Source organism: Kribbella pratensis (assembly GCF_004365355.1).
In the GTDB taxonomy this organism is placed as follows: Bacteria; Actinomycetota; Actinomycetes; order Propionibacteriales; family Kribbellaceae; genus Kribbella.
The window spans coordinates 1,058,217-1,075,157 of sequence record NZ_SODP01000003.1; the positions used below are offsets into that span (position 1 = coordinate 1,058,217).

At 67.3% G+C, this 16,941-nt stretch carries 18 protein-coding genes and 1 tRNA gene; 10 read left to right on the top strand and 9 right to left on the bottom strand.

Going from position 1 to position 16,941, the window contains the following annotated elements; translation table 11 throughout:
* Nucleotides 1-111 precede the first annotated feature (111 nt).
* Nucleotides 112-795, top strand: a complete 684-nt coding sequence (locus tag EV653_RS33050) for a response regulator transcription factor (RefSeq protein ID WP_134108765.1) — start codon at nt 112-114, stop codon at nt 793-795.
* Here EV653_RS33050 and EV653_RS33055 read toward each other — a convergent pair.
* Nucleotides 792-1,712 carry an NADP-dependent oxidoreductase gene (locus tag EV653_RS33055; protein WP_134108767.1) on the bottom strand — a complete coding sequence of 307 codons (921 nt, stop codon included), beginning with the start codon at nt 1,710-1,712 and terminating at the stop codon, nt 792-794. The two genes, EV653_RS33050 and EV653_RS33055, sit on opposite strands and share 4 nt — an antisense overlap.
* A 104-nt stretch (nt 1,713-1,816) precedes the next feature.
* On the opposite strand from EV653_RS33055, the gene EV653_RS33060 reads away from it, so the two are divergent.
* The 3 genes from EV653_RS33060 (at nt 1,817) to EV653_RS33070 (ending at nt 3,335) form a co-directional block, all read left to right on the top strand.
* The gene (locus EV653_RS33060; RefSeq protein WP_134108769.1) at nt 1,817-2,224 is read left to right on the top strand and encodes a winged helix-turn-helix transcriptional regulator; all 408 of its coding nucleotides are present in this window, start codon (nt 1,817-1,819) and stop codon (nt 2,222-2,224) included.
* Nucleotides 2,221-2,835 (top strand): DUF2064 domain-containing protein, encoded by a 615-nt coding sequence (locus EV653_RS33065; protein ID WP_134108771.1) that lies wholly within the window; start codon nt 2,221-2,223, stop codon nt 2,833-2,835. Before EV653_RS33060 ends, EV653_RS33065 begins: the two co-directional genes overlap by 4 nt.
* A 242-nt stretch (nt 2,836-3,077) precedes the next feature.
* Complete coding sequence (locus EV653_RS33070) at nt 3,078-3,335, top strand: type II secretion system protein (RefSeq protein ID WP_134108773.1); 258 nt, start codon at nt 3,078-3,080, stop codon at nt 3,333-3,335.
* Nucleotides 3,336-4,069: 734 nt separating this feature from the next.
* Here EV653_RS33070 and EV653_RS33075 read toward each other — a convergent pair.
* Both EV653_RS33075 and EV653_RS33080 read right to left on the bottom strand, forming a co-directional pair.
* The gene (locus tag EV653_RS33075; protein ID WP_134108775.1) at nt 4,070-4,615 is read right to left on the bottom strand and encodes an NUDIX hydrolase; all 546 of its coding nucleotides are present in this window, start codon (nt 4,613-4,615) and stop codon (nt 4,070-4,072) included.
* Between the two features lie 30 nt (nt 4,616-4,645).
* Nucleotides 4,646-5,962 carry a zinc-dependent metalloprotease gene (locus EV653_RS33080; RefSeq protein ID WP_134108777.1) on the bottom strand — a complete coding sequence of 439 codons (1,317 nt, stop codon included), beginning with the start codon at nt 5,960-5,962 and terminating at the stop codon, nt 4,646-4,648.
* 285 nt (nt 5,963-6,247) lie between these two features.
* On the opposite strand from EV653_RS33080, the gene EV653_RS33085 reads away from it, so the two are divergent.
* From EV653_RS33085 to EV653_RS33105, 5 genes are read left to right on the top strand one after another with little or no spacing between them, the layout of a single operon-like run.
* Nucleotides 6,248-6,673, top strand: a complete 426-nt coding sequence (locus EV653_RS33085; RefSeq protein WP_134108779.1) for a molybdenum cofactor biosynthesis protein MoaE — start codon at nt 6,248-6,250, stop codon at nt 6,671-6,673.
* Nucleotides 6,674-6,703: 30 nt separating this feature from the next.
* A complete protein-coding gene (locus EV653_RS33090) occupies nt 6,704-6,955 on the top strand; it encodes a hypothetical protein (protein ID WP_134108781.1) in 252 nt (83 codons plus the stop codon).
* Nucleotides 6,952-7,986 (top strand): YlbL family protein, encoded by a 1,035-nt coding sequence (locus EV653_RS33095; RefSeq protein ID WP_134108783.1) that lies wholly within the window; start codon nt 6,952-6,954, stop codon nt 7,984-7,986. The genes EV653_RS33090 and EV653_RS33095 overlap by 4 nt, the downstream gene beginning before the upstream one ends.
* A gap of 46 nt (nt 7,987-8,032) precedes the next feature.
* Nucleotides 8,033-8,650 (top strand): PPA1309 family protein, encoded by a 618-nt coding sequence (locus EV653_RS33100; protein ID WP_202871932.1) that lies wholly within the window; start codon nt 8,033-8,035, stop codon nt 8,648-8,650.
* Complete coding sequence (locus EV653_RS33105; protein ID WP_134108785.1) at nt 8,647-11,646, top strand: UPF0182 family membrane protein; 3,000 nt, start codon at nt 8,647-8,649, stop codon at nt 11,644-11,646. The genes EV653_RS33100 and EV653_RS33105 overlap by 4 nt, the downstream gene beginning before the upstream one ends.
* A gap of 84 nt (nt 11,647-11,730) precedes the next feature.
* Here the strand turns inward: EV653_RS33105 and EV653_RS33110 are convergent, their stop codons facing one another.
* Both EV653_RS33110 and EV653_RS33115 read right to left on the bottom strand, forming a co-directional pair.
* Complete coding sequence (locus EV653_RS33110; RefSeq protein ID WP_238160591.1) at nt 11,731-12,123, bottom strand: hypothetical protein; 393 nt, start codon at nt 12,121-12,123, stop codon at nt 11,731-11,733.
* Nucleotides 12,124-12,416: 293 nt separating this feature from the next.
* Nucleotides 12,417-13,382: a GNAT family N-acetyltransferase gene (locus EV653_RS33115; RefSeq protein WP_166679647.1), complete on the bottom strand. Its 966-nt coding sequence runs from the start codon at nt 13,380-13,382 to the stop codon at nt 12,417-12,419.
* Between the two features lie 104 nt (nt 13,383-13,486).
* On the opposite strand from EV653_RS33115, the gene EV653_RS33120 reads away from it, so the two are divergent.
* Nucleotides 13,487-13,563, top strand: a tRNA-Met gene (locus EV653_RS33120).
* Between the two features lie 47 nt (nt 13,564-13,610).
* Here EV653_RS33120 and EV653_RS33125 read toward each other — a convergent pair.
* The 4 genes from EV653_RS33125 to EV653_RS33140 all read right to left on the bottom strand — a co-directional run bounded on the left by EV653_RS33125 (nt 13,611) and on the right by EV653_RS33140 (nt 16,774).
* Complete coding sequence (locus tag EV653_RS33125; protein ID WP_134108789.1) at nt 13,611-14,669, bottom strand: zinc-dependent alcohol dehydrogenase family protein; 1,059 nt, start codon at nt 14,667-14,669, stop codon at nt 13,611-13,613.
* 466 nt (nt 14,670-15,135) lie between these two features.
* Entirely contained in the window at nt 15,136-15,459 is a 324-nt protein-coding gene (locus tag EV653_RS33130; protein ID WP_134108791.1) for a putative quinol monooxygenase, read from the bottom strand.
* A 78-nt stretch (nt 15,460-15,537) separates the two neighbouring features.
* Nucleotides 15,538-16,494, bottom strand: a complete 957-nt coding sequence (locus EV653_RS33135) for a proline racemase family protein (protein WP_134108793.1) — start codon at nt 16,492-16,494, stop codon at nt 15,538-15,540.
* 82 nt (nt 16,495-16,576) lie between these two features.
* Entirely contained in the window at nt 16,577-16,774 is a 198-nt protein-coding gene (locus EV653_RS33140) for a hypothetical protein (protein ID WP_134108795.1), read from the bottom strand.
* Between the last annotated feature and the right edge of the window lie 167 nt (nt 16,775-16,941).

The window sequence follows — 16,941 nt, forward strand, 5'->3', positions numbered from 1 at the left end:
ACCTGTTTGAATTCCGTAACGGGGTGTAGGTGAAGCGCGATGATCGTTACGGAAGGTGACAAACACCGTCTCTGCTGGGGGAGCAAGGAAAGGTTCTACGGGGGAGAGACCATGCGAAACTCGATCACAGTCGTCGTTGTCGACGGCCACACCTTGACCAGGTACGGCCTGGTCAGCCTTGTCGGGGCCGACGCCGACATCACGATCGTCGGTGAGTGCGGCCGCGCGGACGAGGCGCCGGCGCTGATCGCGTCGTCCCGTCCGGACGTCGTGGTCCTGGACGTCGCACTGCCGGACGCGGATGGTCTGCAGCTGGCCCGGGAACTCCGGGATCGGCACAGCGAGCTCGGCATCGTCGTACTCACGGCCCAGGCAGAGGACGACGTCCTGTTCCGGGCGCTCGAGACCGGTGTGTCCGCCTTCGTCGGCAAGACCGCGCCGACCGCCGAGGTCCTCTGCGCGATCCGCCATGCCGCGGTCGCCGCCTCCTCGTTCACCGCGACCGGGCTCGGTGCGGCTCTGGCTCGCCGTACGGTCGTCATGCCGCTGGCTCCGGCGGTCCCGGCGGTCGAGTCGGACATCACGCTGAGCCCCCGTGAGCTCGAGGTGCTCTCGCTGCTGTCGACCGGCCTTTCCGTACCGGCGATGGCGACCACGATGTTCGTCAGCCTGTCGACGGCGAAGACCTACGTCTCCCGCCTGTACGAGAAGCTCGGTGCCACCAATCGCGCCAACGCGATCATGACCGCGATGCGCCTCGGACTGATCGAACTCGAGCTCGGAGTCCCGGCCTAGGGCGTCAGGACCAGCCGTCCGCGCACGCCGCCCCCGGCAAGCCGCTTGTAGGCGACGGCCGCCTGCTCCAGCGCATAGCTGTCGGCCACGCGCGTCGACAAAGCGCCCACCTCGACCAGGCGGACCAGCTCGTTGAGGTCCTGCTGGTTGGTGTGAATGAAGTGTTGTTCCACGGTGATGTCGCGGAGATGAGGCGGTCGTGGGCCTCCTTCCAGGTGTACGTGGCGGCCGCCGTTGCGTACTGCCTCTTGTGCTCCGATTCCGACCACGGCGGCGTCGATCAGGCCGTCCACGCCGGCCGGCACGATCCGTCGCACCGCTGCAGCCAGGTCGGCGTCACGGTCGATGAAATAGTCCGCGCCTAGGTCTTCTACCTGTTGTTTGTCGTGTGAGCGGGCGCTGGCGATCACTGTCAGACCACGGTGCTTGGCCAGCTCAACGGCGTACCCGCCGACGCCCCCTGCCGCTCCGGTGACGAGCACCGTCTGTCCCTTCAGCGCGTTGACGGCGTGCAGAGCGGTCAAACCGTTGAGGCCGAACGTTGAGGCATTGGCCAGGTCGACACCTTCTGGTGCTCGCACCACGGCGTCTGTGTCGAGTACGACGTACTCGGCGTGCGTCTTCAGGGCGCGACCGAGCAGGACAGCCACTCCGACCACAGTCTGCGCTGGTGCTGACGTGTTGGGGCCGACGGCGTCCACGATGCCGGCGACGTCCCAGCCGAGACCGAACTGCTCGCGAGCAGCCGTGAGCCCGGCCTTCACCAGGACTCCGGTGCTGATGGCCACGTCCACCGGGTTGACCGCGGCAGCAGCGACCTTGATGCGGAGCTGGCCCTCGGCGGGCTCGGGTACGGCGGTCTCGATCAGCTCGATCGCGTCCGGCCCGTCGAGGCGGCGAGCGACTAGTGCGCGCATATCGTTTTCTCTCCTTGCGTATGGGTTCAGGACCCACTGTGGGAGAGTTACTCTCTATCGGGAAGTACGCACTTGAGGGTGCCTACCGTACGACGAGGAGAGTCATGCCCACCCGCACCGCAGCCGAGCTCCGCGAAGAGGCAGCCCGCGAGTACGACGCATTCCTCGCGACCTGCCCGGCCCGGCAACTCCTCGACCGCATCAGCGACAAGTGGGTGACGCTCATCCTCACCGCCCTCGCCGACGGCCCCCAGCGGTACTCCGACCTGTCCCGCCGCATCGCCGGCGTCAGCCAGAAGATGCTGACCCAAACGCTGCGCTCCCTCGAACGCGATGGCCTGCTCACCCGCTCGGTCACGCCGTCCGTCCCGGTCCGCGTCGACTACGAACTCACGCCCCTGGGCGGCACTCTGATGCCTCTCATCGCCTCCATCAAAACCTGGGCCGAAACCCACATGCCCGAGGTGCACGAGGCGCGCACCTGCTACGACAACGTGAGCACCCCAGCGTGACCGGCGACCGGCGGGTTGTCGTTGTCGTCGTACCGGCCGCAGGCACCTGGGCGCCGCCCGGCCGCGATCCTGAAGCGTGGCGGTTGGCGTTGGCCGAGGACACCTACGAGGTACTCGCGGGCCTGGATCGCGTCGAGGTAGCGGTGGCGGTCGCAGGCGGCGACGAGGAGGCGGTCGCCGAGGTCAGTGCGCTGACGTGGCCGGGCACACCGACGTACGCCGTGGATCCGGATCGCCCTGTCCTGCACGCGGTGGAGCTTGCCGCTCCGGCGGCCACCGTCGTTGCGGTGTCGCACGACGTACCGGATCTGCCCGGCCTGCTGATCGGCAAGCTGTTCCGCGCCCTCAGCACCGCCGACATCGCTGTCACTCCGGCCGAGGACGGCACCCTCGCGGCGATCGGCGTCAACGTGCCGACGGCCGGCTGGGTATCCGAAACCGCACCGACCTTCGACACCGCGCTGTCCGAACTCGAGGCCCGAAAGCCGCGGCGGCACGCTGTCGCGATCGGTCCCGGCTGGCATCGGCTGCGATCGGCTGCCGACATCGCGCGGCTGGATCCCGGTCTGGAGGGCTGGGACGCGACCAGGTCGCTGTTGCGCCGTTCCTGAGGCTTGTCGGTAGAACGACCGACAGCTGTCGGTCGGGTGGCCCGGGACGTCGGGCGTTCACCCGCTGTGACGCGGGGCTTGCAGAGGCGAGTCTTTGACGCGGCAGCAAGCATCATCCGGGGGGATGTGTGAGGCGGATCCGGCTGGATTTACAGGGGTCGAGCTGGGTCGTCGTTCGCGGCTGCCGCGCCCGGAAGACCCCGTCTCCGTCGCTTGCCGGAGCATCTGTAAGGGAAAGCAGCATGAACTACCCGCTCCGGGCCCTCGTCGCCCGAACAGTCCGGCGTGCCCGCAACCGCACGACTCAGACCCGCAGCAGAAACCAGTCCGGCTTCACCCTGCTCGAGCTGCTCGTGATCGGCATCCCGGGCGTGCTGTCCGGGGTCGTCGTCTTCGCGGTCTCCGTACGTCGAGCGGCTGTACGAGAAGCTCGAGGTGTCGAACCGGGCGCAGGCGATCGTGACGGCACTCCAGCGAGGGCTGATGAGCCGAAGTCGTGAGTCTTTCGAAACTTTTTCATGTCTGACCCGTCACCTTCTCGCCGGCGGCTCGTTTCACCATGCGGCGGGCGACTTCGGGGGAAGTCCAGCTGATAGCCGATGCCGTTCAGGGGCGGCACCCGACATCAGCCCACTGCCGGCCGCACCCGGGGGGATGCGGCCAGCCTCGGCAGTGGGAGCAGTACGACGGGGATCGCACGGGGGATGAACACAGCGGGACAAATCACGGGGACACAGGAAACAGCTGTATCCACCGGGTCCGGGGGGATCACGGGGAACAGCTGTGCCAGCGGGGGGCTCACGGGCCTGGGGACACGGGATACGACGGCTGTACCCACGGGTCCGGGGATCACGAAGAACAGCTGTATCAGCGGGGGACTCATGGGTCCGGGGGCACGGGGATCTGGGGGATCACGGGGGGACCGCAGCACAGGTGGACGCAGTACGGGCGGGGAAACCGGGATCGCAGTACAACGGGGGCATTGCGAACGGGGCGCAGTACCGAGGGGATCGCAGCACCAGCGGGGATCGCAGTGGCAACGGGGGATCGCAGTAGCAACGGGGGATCGCAGTACCAAACGCGGGACGGGGACTGGTGCACCGGCGGGGATTGCGGGGTTTGGTGCGAGGGATAGCTGGGCGGGGGGATGTTGATGCCCTGCTGTGGGGAGGTGGGCCGGCCACTCGGGTCGGCCCACGGGTTCTGCTGAGCTGATTGCGGATGCTTTGGTCCGTCAGGTGCGGGAGAGTTGGTGCCGGGCCCGGGCCGCGAGCTCCTGGACGGAATGATCCGTGTCCGCGGGGAGCTCATCGAGCGGGAACCACGCAAGATCATGCGATTCCTCGCTCACGACGTACTCCGTGCCGGCGGTCGCGGTCACAAGGAACTGCACGTCGAGGTGGTACGCACCCGCGCACCCGCCACCAAGCAGCAGATGCCGCGAGAGCTGGAGCGGCTCCCGACCGATCGTCAGACCCGGCAGACCTGACTCCTCCGTCGCCTCCCGCAGCGCCGCACCCGGCAACGTCGTGTCGCCGGGCTCGCAATGCCCGCCGAGCTGAAGCCACCGCCCAACGGTCTTGTGCAACGTCAGCAGCGTGTTCTGCCCCGCAGCGTCAACCACCAGCGCACTAGCCGTCACATGCTCAGGCCGGCAGCTCCGCCACATCCCATCCGGATGCGCCGCGACATGCCGCAGGTAGTGCGCCCGCAGCTCCTCCTGCTCCGCGTCGGGCGCACTCCAGCCCTCTAAGACCTCAACCGCATTCCCAAGAAGCACCCCGCAAGTCTCCCCGCGACCCGGGAAGGATCACTTGGTGGGGTTGTCGCCGTCGTCGTCCGAGGTGGAGTCCGTCGGCTTGTCTTCCTCGGTCAGGAAGTCGGAGATGTCGATGTTGGAGAGCTCGCCCGCGTGCTGCGCGAACCCGATCGGGTCATCAAGGTCAGCAGTGCTGGGCATCAGGTCAGGGTGGGACCACAGGTTGTCGCGACCGTCGACGCCGCGAGCGTCACGAACGGCCGCCCACAGGTTGGCGGCATCGCGCAGCCGGCGCGGCCGAAGCTGAAGACCGACCAGAGTCGCGAACGTCTGCTCGGCCGGACCGCCCGCCGCCCGACGGCGCCGTACAGTCTCAGAGAGCTGGACCGCCGACGGCATCCGGTCCTTCGTCGCCTCGCGTACGACGTCGTCCACCCAGCCCTCGACCAGCGCCAGTGTCGTCTCGAGCCGGACGAGCGCGGCCTTCTGCTGCTCGGAATCCTCGGGCTCGAACAGGCCGCCTGCGAGGGCCTCCTGCATGGCCTCCGGGTTCTGCGGGTCGATGTCGGCCATCGCACGCTCGATCTTGCCGGTGTCGACCTCGATGCCGGCCGCGTAGTCGGCGACCGCGGCCAGCAGGTGCTGCCGCAGCCACGGGACCCCGGCGTACAGCCGCTGGTGCGCCACCTCGCGCAGCGCCAGATACAGCCGAACGTCCTCGTCGGTCAGCCCGAGCCCTTCGGCGAACTTCGCGACGTTGTCGGGCAGCAGGATCGCCTGGCCGGTCGGGCCGAGCGGCAGTCCGATGTCGGACGAGCTCACGACCTCGCTGGCGAGCTCCCCGAGCCCCTGGCCGACCTGGGCTCCGAAGACAGAACCGCCCAACTGCCGCAGCATCCCGGCCATCGGGCCCGCGAACTGCTGGGCCTCGGCGGGCAGCGCATTGCCCATCGCGCCTGCGACGTGCTCGGCGACCGGGTCGACCACTGTCTGCCACACCGGCAGCGTGTTCTCGACCCACTCTGCGCGGCTCCAGGCCGCAGAGGTGGCGGACACCTCGGGCAGCGTGGTCGCCTCGTCCAGCCAGTGCTCGGCGAGCCGGACCGCGTCCGCGACACGGTCGCCGTCCGCGGTCGTCATCGACCGGTCCCCGGCCGTGGCGACGGTCTTGCGGGCGATGTCCTTGGCCAGGTCCCAGTTCACCGGCTTGCCGTCGGTCGAACCGCTCAGCAACTGCTGGACCTGGGCGAAGATCGCGTTCAGGTCCGGGGCGCCGCCCGCGCCGGCCGCACCGGAGAACTGCTGGAACATGGCCTCGAACGGCGTTCCCTTGAACGGGTTGTCCGGGTTGTCCGGTTCGTCGCTCATCGGAGGACCTTCCTGTGCGGGTGGGTCGTACAACTCCAACGTACTGGTTCCGTCCATGAGTTCCTCCACCGGCGAACGCATCACCGCTCGTGTTCGCCGGTAGGTGAGGAAGGCAACAGTCTCTCCGGGTGCGCGGCGCACCACGCACCGCAGCCCGCGGTACGCCGAAATGTAGGCCAGGAGGGGAGGGGATGTGTGGAGAGAGGCCTCGGGAGGGAGAATTGCGCGACGGGGGATGGGATGGTGTGCAAGTGAGCCCGAGGGACCGGCGGGAATGAGGGACGGATGAGCGACGCGATCAGGCTGCTGGACATACGGGAGAGCCCGTTGTCGAGCGACGAGGTGCTGGCTGCTGTTGCTGACCCGACGGCGGGTGGAACCGCGATCTTCATCGGCACTGTGCGCAACCACGACCACGAGAAGCCGGTCGACAAGCTGGCCTACGAGGCGCATCCCGACGCGCTGGAGCACCTGCGGAAGGTTGCGGAGCGTATCTGTGACGACCCCGCCGTGACCGCGCTGGCCGCCGTCCACCGGACCGGGGACCTGAAGATCGGTGACGCGGCCGTGATCGTCGCGGTGGCGGCGTCGCACCGAGACGTCGCCTTCGCCGCGTGCCGGCGGCTGATCGACGACCTCAAGGCCGAGGTCCCGATTTGGAAACACCAGCACTTCATCGACGGTGGCAGCGAGTGGGTCGGCGCTCACTGACCCGTACGCTGGGCGCATGAAGGTGGCCGGATGAAGGTTTTGGCGTGGCTGGCGTTCCCGCTGATCGCCACGCTGCTGGCGATGTGCTGGGCGGGCTGGCGTGGGTGGCGCAGCCGCGAGCGGCGCCGGTCCGGCGGCGCCTTCGCCTCGGTCGAGGACTTCCGCCGCTTCAACGCCGCAATCGCCGCGCCCGGTCCGCGGGCCACTCCGGAACGTCGCCGGGGCCTGGGTCGTCGTAATCATCAGCAGGCCTCCACCAAGATCGCAGGGCAGGGTTCGTGACACGTCGTACCGCCACATTGGTCACCTCGATCGTCGTGCTTCTCGTCTCGCTCGGGCTGGTGACCGCGTTCCCGGTGCCGTTCGTCTCGTTCAGCCCGGGTCCGGTCAAGGACACCCTGGGGTCGTCGAAGAACAAGCCCGTCATCGAGATCAGCGGGCACGAGACGTTCCCGACCACCGGGCAGCTCGACCTGACCACGGTGTCCGTCACGTCGCCCGACCGTCAGCTGACCCTGCCGCAGGCGATGCGCAACTGGCTCGACCCGCACCACGACCTGTTCCCGCGCGACATCATCTATCCGCCGGACCAGAGCGCCGACCAGGTCCAGCAGCAGAACACCGCCGAGATGACCGGCTCGCAGGACAGCGCGGTCGCGGCCGCGCTGCAGGCGGCGAAGGTCCCGTTCCACACAAAGGTGTCGACGGTCGCGGACAAGTCGCCGGCCCAGGGCAAGCTGAAGCCCGGCGACATCGTGCTGGCTGTCGACGGCCAGACGGTGACCCAGGTCCCGCAGGTTGGTGACTTCGTCCGCAAGCACAAGGTCGGCGAGAACGTCGTCTTCCTGATCCGCCGTGGCACCGAAGAGCAGACCGTCCAACTGAAGACCGCCGCGACTCCCGGTGACGCGACCCGCCCGATGGTCGGGATCACGATCGGCGTCGACTCGCAGGTCAAGGTCACGGTCAACCTCGGCCAGGACATCGGCGGCCCGAGCGCCGGCACGGCGTTCGCCCTGGCCATCTACGACAAGCTGACCCCGGGCCCTCTGCTGAACGGCAAGCACGTCGCCGGCACAGGCACGATCGACGCACTCGGCGAGGTCGGTGCGATCGGCGGCATCCAGCAGAAGATCGCCGGCGCCAGGAACGACGGCGCCACGGTCTTCCTGGTCCCGGCGCCGAACTGCGAAGCCGCGCTGCACGCCGATGTGAAGGACATCCGACTGGTGAAGATCAGCACCCTGACCGGTGCGATCAGCGCGCTGCAGGCAGTCGCCAGCGGCAAGGGAGATGTCCCGTCGTGCAGTTGATGAGCGAACCGTACGTCCCGGTGACCCGAAGGGAAGACCTGCCGGCATGGAATCCGTAGGCACGCTGCCTCCTGACGCGCTCAGCCGCGCGGTCATCGAGATCGAGAAGCACGTGAGCAGCGCGGGCTGGGACCAGCCCGCGCAGTTGTTCGCGCTGGTCCCGACCGAGGAACTGCTCCGCGCCGAACCGCAGTTGGCAGCGCAGCTCGGCGCCGACGACGCCTCCCAGCCGCTCACCCCGGTCGCCCAGGGTGAGCTTCCCGGCGGTCTCGAGGACGACAACCTGGCCGATGCGCTCGGCCGGATCGAATGGCCCGACGGAGTCGCCGGCTGCGCGCTGGCGATCGAGCGAATCGTGCTCCCGGCGTCGGCGGAGGCAGGTCTGTCCAGCGTCGAGTCCGACTCCCAACTGGCCCAGCTGGCCGGTAGCGACCCGCGCCGGCACGAGGTCCGGATGGTCGCAGCGGTGCTCCGGGACGGCGGGCGGTTCGGCGCCGTCCGGCTCCGTGAGCACGACGAGGACAGTGCGGTGCTTTCCGGCGTCGACTTGGTCCCCACGCTGTGCGAAGTACTGTCATTGACATTCGAGCCTTCGGTCGGCAGCCGGCCGGGCGATGGTTCCGAGGTCGACGGCATGAGTGACGACGAGGAGAAGCGACGATGAGCGACGGCGTCTACGACATGCCGGAGGAGCCGGCCCGCAGATCGCGGCGAACAGGCGGACGTCCCCGGGCCCTGCTGCCGACGATCGCGACCCTGATCGTCCTCTTGATCCTCTTCAGCGTCTTCACAGATGTCTGGACCCAACGGCTCTGGTACCGGTCGGTCGACCTCGGCTCGGTCTTCAGCACCGTGCTCGGGACCCGGGTGCTGCTGTTCGTGGTCGTCGGTCTGCTGATGGCCGGCGCCGTCGTCGCGAACATCATCGTCGCCTTCCGCACTCGTCCCCGCGTCGCGTTGGCACCGTCGCCCAGCCCCGGCTTCGAGCGGTACGGCGACCTGCTGCAGCAGCACGGGAAGATCGCGGTCGGCGTGGTCGCGACCCTCATGCTGGTCTTCGGTGGCTCGGCTGCGTCGGGGGAGTGGAAGGTCTTCCTGGCCTGGAAGAACCGCAGCCCCTTCGGCGTCACCGACAAACACTTCAACAAGGACATCGCATTCTTCGTCTTCGACTACCCGTGGCTGCGCGTCCTGCTCGGTTTCGGCTACTCGATCGTCCTGCTCTCGCTGGTCGCCGCGATCATCACGCACTACCTGTACGGCGGCTTCCGTCCGTCCGCGAAGGGGCAGAAGGCATCTGGCGCGGCGCAGGTGCAGTTCTCCGTCCTGCTCGGTCTGCTCGTGCTGCTCAAAGCCTTCAGCTACTGGCTGGACCGCTTCGGCCTGACAACCTCGGACAGCCGGCTCTTCACCGGTATCTCCTATACCGGTGACAACGCGATCCTGCCCAGCAAAGAGATTCTGGCTGTCATTGCGGTCCTGTGTGCCGGTCTGTTCTTCGCCAATGTGGTCCGCCGGACCTGGCTGCTGCCCGGTGTCGGCACGGTCGTGCTGATCCTGTCGGCGATCCTCCTCGGCGCTCTCTGGCCCGCCGCTCTCCAGCAGCTGCGGGTGCGGCCGAGCGAGCCGGTGAAGGAAGGGCCGTACATCACCAAGAACATCGAGGCCACGCGTGATGCCTACGGGCTCGCCGCGACCGAGATCACTGACTACCCGGCAAAGACGACGGCGACACCGGCCGAACTGGTGCAGGACACCGAAGTGCTGCCAGGTATTCGGCTGATCGATCCGAGCGTTGTCGGGCCGACCTTCGAGCAGCTCCAGCAGGTGCGTGGCTTCTACTCGTTCCCGACCGATCTCGACGTCGACCGGTACAAGATCGGTGGCAAGGTCAACGACACGGTCATCGCGGTCCGCGAGGTGCAGGTCGACCGGCTGCCGGCCGGCCAGCGCAACTGGAACAACGACCACACCGTCTACACCCACGGCTACGGCGTCGTCGCGGCGAATGGGAACCAGCGGGCCCCAGACGGTACGCCGGTCTGGACCGAGAAGGACCTGCCGCCGACCGGTCAGCTCGGAGACTACGAGCCACGGATCTACTTCGGCGAGCAGTCGCCGGACTACTCGATCGTCGGTGGCCCAGAAGGTGGACAGCCGGTCGAGCTCGACACGCCGGAAGGCAAGAGCGGCGGCGACCCGACGCTGAACACCTACCACGGCAAGGGTGGTGTCTCGATCGGGTCGTTCGGCAACAAGTTGCTCTACGCAACCAAATTCCGGGACGCGAACATCCTGCTGTCGAGCCGGGTGAACTCCGACTCGAAGATCCTCTACGACCGCACCCCGCGCGAGCGGGTCGAGAAGGCGGCCCCGTGGCTGACACCGGACGGTGACCCGTACCCGGCGATCGTCGACGGGCAGGTCGTCTGGATCGTCGACGGCTACACCACCTCGGACAACTACCCGTACTCCGAGAAGGTCGCCCTGGACGTCAGCACCCGTGACACCACCACTGGACGCGGCACGATCGCGCAGCAGCCGAGCGAGAAGATCAACTACATCCGCAACTCGGTCAAGGCCGTGGTCAACGCCTACGACGGCTCGGTCGAGCTGTACGCGTGGGACGAGAGCGACCCGGTCCTCAAGACCTGGATGAAGGCCTTCCCCAACACGGTCAAGCCGCGCTCGGCGATCTCGCCGGACCTGCTGTCGCACCTGCGGTACCCCGAGGACATGTTCAAGGTGCAGCGCGATCTGCTGGCGAAGTACCACGTCACCGACGCCACCACCTGGTACCAGAACAGCGACCTGTGGCGCGTCCCGGACGACCCGACCGCGGTCTCGTCCGGCGGCGACTCCACGACTCATATCAGCCAGCCTCCTTTCTATCTTTCGTTGCGGATGCCCGATCAGACCGATCCGAAGTTCTCGCTGACGTCGGTCTATGTCCCGAACGCCGAACGGGAGAACCTCACTGCCTTCATGGCCGTCGATTCCGAGGCGACGTCTCCGGACTACGGCAAGTTCCGAATACTGCGATTGCCCGGAAACCTGCAGATACCTGGGCCGGGGCAGGTCTACAACAAGTTCCAGACCGACGAAGGCATCAGACAGGCCTTGCTCCCGATCAACCAGCCGAGCAGTGGCGCCAGAGCGCAGTACGGCAACCTGCTGACGCTGCCACTCGGCGGTGGTCTGCTCTATGTCCAGCCGGTCTACTCGGTGCGGACAAGTGGGCCAGGTAGCTATCCCGTCCTGCGCTACGTCCTGGTGTCGTTCGGTGATCGCGTCGCCTACGGCTCCACGCTCCAGGAAGCCCTGGGCAAGGTCTTCAACACCAACGTCGACACGGGCGAGCAACCACCGGGCACGAAGACACCGCCGGCAAACCAGCCGAACCAGACCGTCAAGCAGGCGCTGGCCGACGCGCAGGCTGCGTACACCCGGGCGCAGGCTGCCCTGACGAAGGGTGATCTCGCGGGCTACCAGGACAACGTCAACCAGATGAAGGCGGCACTCGACAAGGCTGCGGCTGCTGCTGCAGCGACGACGAGCCCGACGCCGACACCCACCACGAAGCCGTCCGGGAGCCCGTCGACACCGGCGACTCCACCGGCATCGACACCAACAAGCCCACCGACTTCGCCGTCAGGCTGAGTCGCAGGGAGCTCCCCGGGGCGGCGACACCGACACCAAGTCGGCGTCGCCGCCCCGTTCCGTTGCTACCAGTTGCCTAGGGCATCAGGTTGTGGACTCCGGATGGAAGCCGGCCGCGGTGTCGAGCACGTCCTCGTCGGTGAAGCGGTCGTGGTCGATCGTCACTTCGGCCGCGACGCCCGGCGCGATGAAGTAGAACACCTCGTCGCCGGAGAACAGACCGTCGTACCCACCGACCTTGACCGGGGTCAGCTGCCACGATCCCGGTTCCTTCTCCTCGTACTCCACCAGGAAGTCGTGCAGGGCCTCGAGGTCGGTGAGCTTCTCGCCGCGGATCGTCTTGACGGTGAGATCGACCTTGTACGCCCCGTCCGGATCCGGGCCGGTCTCCCAGACCCGGCTGTGGAAGGACACGTCCTCCCACTCGTACTCGAAGTCGCTCGGCGTGCCGATGCCGTCGGGAAGGTTCTCGATCACGAAGCCGTCCAAGGTGCCAGCCCTCTGCTCGGTCGATGGAGATGACATGGAGTACGTCGAAGCTGCTGAGGCAGGAACGGTCGCCGAGAGCCCGAGTGAGGCCAGGACGACCGCGCTCCCGATCACGATACGACGGGCGGAAGGCGCGACTCGGGAACGAAGTGGTGAACGCGACATGACTGCCTCCTGGGGAAGGGGGCGCCTCGCCTGCTGCGAGACGCCTTACGCCCAAGAAGATGCAGCGATCGACCCGCGCCGGAACACGCGAATTCGATTCTGTGGACAACCAGGAATCAGTGACCGATCAGCCGGTGCAGCCGGTGGAACGTCTGCCGGAACCCGAGCCGAGGCCACGCCCGCGACGACAACAGGTTCGTCACCCGCCAGTCGGTCACGACCGAGGTGTAGCCGGTGTCGGCCGACCACTGCAGCACGGCCTCGCCCAGCGCGCGTCCGGCGCCGCGCCCCCGCGCCGACGGCAGCACAGCGGCGAACCCGAGGAAACCGGCGTTGTCCGGCTTGGCCAGCCCGTTGTGCGCGCTCGACTTGTCCAGAGAGCAACCGATCGCAGACCCGATGGCCTGACCGCTGTACTCGGCAACGAAGGTTACGTAGTCCTGGTCGTCGATCGACTCCTCCCAGTCCGCCACTGCTTCCTCGAGCGTGGGGATCCCCCCGGACGAGAACACCGGAGACAGGGCCTGATGCTGCGGCAGCACGAGATCAAGCTCCGCGAGCACAGGGATATCCGCGCGGGCGGCACGGCGTACGACGAGATCGCGTGCCGGGGGCAACGGAGTGTCGGGCACCGGGCGGACCGCGTGCGCGTGTTGCGAGCCGAAGGCCAGGCGGAACCAGGCGTCGATCAGCTCGGCGTCGTCGGGCACCAGCACGTAGTGCGCGATGCGGCCGTCCTCGACCCACTGGGCGGCGGCAGCGCCGTACAGGTCGCGGATGTGCTCTGGCTCACGAACTGCGTGGCCGGCTGCCTCGACCCAGATGTTCGGACCCCAGACCGCCGACGGCTTAGGCGCTGCGAGCAGATAGCCGGTGACTTCGCCACCCTCGACCATCACGGCGCCGGACGCACCCTCGGTCTCCCAGGCCCCGGTCACCTCGACCAGAGCAAGTCGCTCGTCCTCGTAGTCCGCCGGAAGCAAAGGGTGACGCTTGCGGTGCACCCGATGCCGCTGGGCGAGCAGACTGGCGGCGGCTGCCAGATCCGCCTCCTCGAACGGACGGATGACGTGTCGGGACATACTCGGAAGGTACGCCGATCCGCCTCCGACGAACACGGGATTTCGGCACTCCGGGAACCGATTTGGTTGCTCAGCCCGGATCCTCTAAACTAAAGACACAACGGCGCGGGGTGGAGCAGCTCGGTAGCTCGCTGGGCTCATAACCCAGAGGTCGCAGGTTCAAATCCTGCCCCCGCTACCACAGAAGGCCCGGACCATCAGGTCCGGGCCTTCGTTTTGTTGTGGGGGTTAGTGGGTGTTGGTGATGATGACCTTGAGGGCTTCTTGTTCGGAGGCGTTGGAGAACGTGTCGTAGGCCTCGTCGAACTGGTCGTAGGTGAATCGGTGGGTGACGAACTTCTCCGGGGCGATGGCTCCTGACTTGATGCTTTCGAGGAGTTCGGGGGCGGTGGTGGCGTTGACCAGGCCGGTGGTGATGGTGAGGTTGTTGATCCAGTGCCGCTCGATCGGGAACTCGACGCTCTCGCCGTGCACGCCGACGTTGGCCACATGACCGCCGGGGCGGACCGACTCCAGCGCGGTGCCGAAGGTTGTGGGCAGGCCGACCGCCTCGATGGCGACGTCGACGCCCAGCCCGTCGGGAGTGAGTTCTCGCAGCGCGGCCGCAACGTCCTGGCCGGAGCTCACCTCGAGAGTCTCGGTCGCCCCGAAATCACGCGACTGGTCGAGCCGGAACTTGTTGGTGTCGACGGCGATGACGGTCGCGGCGCCGGCCGTACGGGCGGTCATGATCGCGGCGAGCCCGACCGGTCCGGCGCCGATGACGGCGACGATGTCACCGCTCTTGACGGCGCCGTTCAGGACGCCGATCTCGTAGCCGGTGGGAAGGATGTCGCTCAGCATGGTTCCGGCTTCGGCGGAGACTCCCTCGGGCAGCGGGATCAGGCCGTTGTCGGCGTACGGCACGCGCACGTACTCGGCCTGGGTCCCGTCGATGAGGTGCCCGAAGATCCAGCCGATGCCGCCGAGCGTCTTGCAGTGTGAGGTCAGGCCGGCCTTGCAGTAGTCACATGTCCCGCACTTGCTGATGCAGGAGATGATCACCCGGTCGCCGACCTTCACGTTCTTGCAGTCGGGGCCGACCTCGGTGACCACACCGACGCCTTCGTGGCCGAGGATCCGGCCATCGGTCACGGCGGGAACGTCGCCCTTGAGGATGTGCAGGTCGGTACCGCAGATCGTGGTGGCCTCGACCTTCACGATCGCGTCGGTCGGGTCCTTGATGGTGGGGTTCGGGACCTCTTCCCATGCCTTCCGGCCAGGTCCGTGGTACACGAGAGCCTTCATCTGTACTCCCATTCTCGTCGGCCACGCGGGTGACTCGATCGGCACCGAGGAGCGCGCACCGGCACCTAACGGATCGTCACACCGCCGCAGGCCCGCGCGGATCTCATCTTGAGACGCCTCCGCTGAGCGCCGGGCGCGGTGCCTCCCGAGTTTCATCGTGGGATTGGTCGCGCTCGGTCTCGTACTCGTCGGCTACGTGCCCGCGGCGGTTACGGCATGCTCGTCCTGGGGCTGGCGCACAACTGCTTCGGCATCGTTGCTGCGGATGCCCTTCATACACAGGGCTTGTACCTGATCTCCCGGCTGGTGGTATCGGCACGCTGCAGCAATCGGCCGGCGTGCTGAAGGTGGCCGGCGTAGTCGTGTTCGTCTTCGCCGCGGTGGGTGTGTACCTGTTCTTCAGTTCGGGTTCGCAGGCGACCGGCGGCAAAGCAATTCCACTCGGTCACCCTACGCGGTCGAGACGCTACTTTACGGCGAGTTCGCCGAGCTCGGACCAATCGTCCTGGGGGACCTTGAAGTTGACGATTCGGGGCGTCTCGACCAGGTGGGGCGGGAGGTGTTCCTGGGCCGCTTTGAAGTGGGCCGAGGTGACGTGGTGGGTCGCCGCGTCGTCGTCGGCGAAGGCTTCCACCAGGACGTACTCGTTCGAGTCGTCCAGGGAGCGGGACCAGTCGAACCACAGGCAACCCGGCTCTGAGCGGGTCGCGGTGGTGAAGTCGGCGGTGATGGACGGCCAGTTGTCGGCGTGTTCAGGCTTCACCCGGAACTTGGCGGTGATGAAGATCATCAGGCTTCCTCCGCTGGATCGATGGGACCGGGACCGATGCTAGCGGTCGCGGTACCGGTGCGCGGTCGCAATCTGAGATCAGCGCAGCGTGAAGCCGGTTCCCAGCGGGTCGCGGGGATCGAGGGTGAAGGTGGCGGTCCCGGTGCGATAGGCGGACCCCGTGACCTCGGTGATGACGCCGGCCTCGGTCTGCTCCACGACCCGGCCCAGGAACGTGGTGCCGACGATGGAGTCATGGCGGAGAACCTGATCGGGGCCGAGGCGTCCGTCGTCGTGCAGGAGGGCCAGGCGGGCCGACGTACCTGAGCCGCAGGGCGAGCGGTCTGCCTCTCCGTCGGCGAAGACTGCGAGATTGCGCTGGTGTGGACCGCCGTCGACTGTCCCGAGATCGTCGTACAGGATCGTGCCGTACAGACCGCTCAGCCGAGGATCGTGAGGATGGACAGCGAGCGGGTCCAGCGCCCACTTGATCTCGCGGCCGACGGCGATCAGGTCCGCGTAGTACTCCGGCGTCACGGACAAGCCGACCGACGAGGCAGGCACGGAGGCATAGAACGCGCCGCCGTAGCTGATGTCCGCCAGCACATGCCCGCGAGAGGTCGACAGCGGCATTTCACGTTTCAGCACGTACGACGGAACGTTGCGGAAGGCAACTCCTGAATCATCCACGCGCGCAGTGACCCGCCCGGACGGCACATCGATGACAACGTCAGGCGCTTGGACCAGACCGGTGGCGACCGCCCACGTCGCCAGCGCGATCGTCCCGTGTCCGCATGCGGTCGAGTACCCGTCCTTGTGCCAGAACACCACGCCGAAGTCAGCGCCGTCGTCATCAGCCGGTACGACGAACCCGCCGTACATATCCGCATGCCCGCGCGGCTCGTTCACCAGCAACCGCCGTACTGCGTCGATCTCTTCGGACGACTGCGCCGCGACCCGGCGTTCGGCCACTGATGCGCCCGGAATCTCCACGGACGTCACGATCCGGAACGGCTCGCCGGCCGTGTGGTAGTCCACAACGCTGACATCATCCACGCGAACACCTTAAACACGAGAAAGCCGCCGTCCGCCCCGAACAGAGGGGCAGGCAGCGGCTCGAGCGGCCTGGGACAGGTGGTCAGGCTGCTTGCAGGGCGCGGTTCCGGGCGGCCCAGACGGCTCGCCGCAGCTGCGCTTTGTCCGGATAGCCGGCTTCTCGACCGACTGCGTAGACGTCGTGGTTGCGCATCTTGACCATGCCGGCGACGTACCAGACCGGGCTGCCCTCGGCCAGCATGTTGATGATCATGTTCCGGGTGTCGGTGGTGATGTTCATTCTGACCCTCTCCCTTGGTCGCTCTTACTGATACGTCGAGCCGGGAGGGACGGATTCGACACCGCCTCGGAGAAAAATCCGGAAAAACAAAGCGCCCCGATCAGTGATCGGGGCGCTCGTCCGTGTGGGTCCCGGGGGGAGTGGGACCACCACACGTTGGGGGGGAC

Excerpts from the sequence above, each read along its gene's own strand:
- EV653_RS33060 (WP_134108769.1), top strand. The coding sequence starts at position 1,817 with ATGCCCACCCGCACCGCAGCCGAGCTCCGCGAAGAGGCAGCCCGCGAG.
- EV653_RS33050 (WP_134108765.1), top strand. The coding sequence starts at position 112 with ATGCGAAACTCGATCACAGTCGTCGTTGTCGACGGCCACACCTTGACC.
- EV653_RS33125 (WP_134108789.1), bottom strand. The coding sequence starts at position 14,669 with ATGAAGGCTCTCGTGTACCACGGACCTGGCCGGAAGGCATGGGAAGAG.
- EV653_RS33070 (WP_134108773.1), top strand. The coding sequence starts at position 3,078 with ATGAACTACCCGCTCCGGGCCCTCGTCGCCCGAACAGTCCGGCGTGCC.
- EV653_RS33105 (WP_134108785.1), top strand. The coding sequence starts at position 8,647 with ATGAGCGACGGCGTCTACGACATGCCGGAGGAGCCGGCCCGCAGATCG.
- EV653_RS33100 (WP_202871932.1), top strand. The coding sequence starts at position 8,033 with ATGGAATCCGTAGGCACGCTGCCTCCTGACGCGCTCAGCCGCGCGGTC.
- EV653_RS33090 (WP_134108781.1), top strand. The coding sequence starts at position 6,704 with ATGAAGGTTTTGGCGTGGCTGGCGTTCCCGCTGATCGCCACGCTGCTG.
- EV653_RS33130 (WP_134108791.1), bottom strand. The coding sequence starts at position 15,459 with ATGATCTTCATCACCGCCAAGTTCCGGGTGAAGCCTGAACACGCCGAC.
- EV653_RS33080 (WP_134108777.1), bottom strand. The coding sequence starts at position 5,962 with ATGAGCGACGAACCGGACAACCCGGACAACCCGTTCAAGGGAACGCCG.
- EV653_RS33140 (WP_134108795.1), bottom strand. The coding sequence starts at position 16,774 with ATGAACATCACCACCGACACCCGGAACATGATCATCAACATGCTGGCC.
- EV653_RS33115 (WP_166679647.1), bottom strand. The coding sequence starts at position 13,382 with ATGTCCCGACACGTCATCCGTCCGTTCGAGGAGGCGGATCTGGCAGCC.
- EV653_RS33085 (WP_134108779.1), top strand. The coding sequence starts at position 6,248 with ATGAGCGACGCGATCAGGCTGCTGGACATACGGGAGAGCCCGTTGTCG.
- EV653_RS33055 (WP_134108767.1), bottom strand. The coding sequence starts at position 1,712 with ATGCGCGCACTAGTCGCTCGCCGCCTCGACGGGCCGGACGCGATCGAG.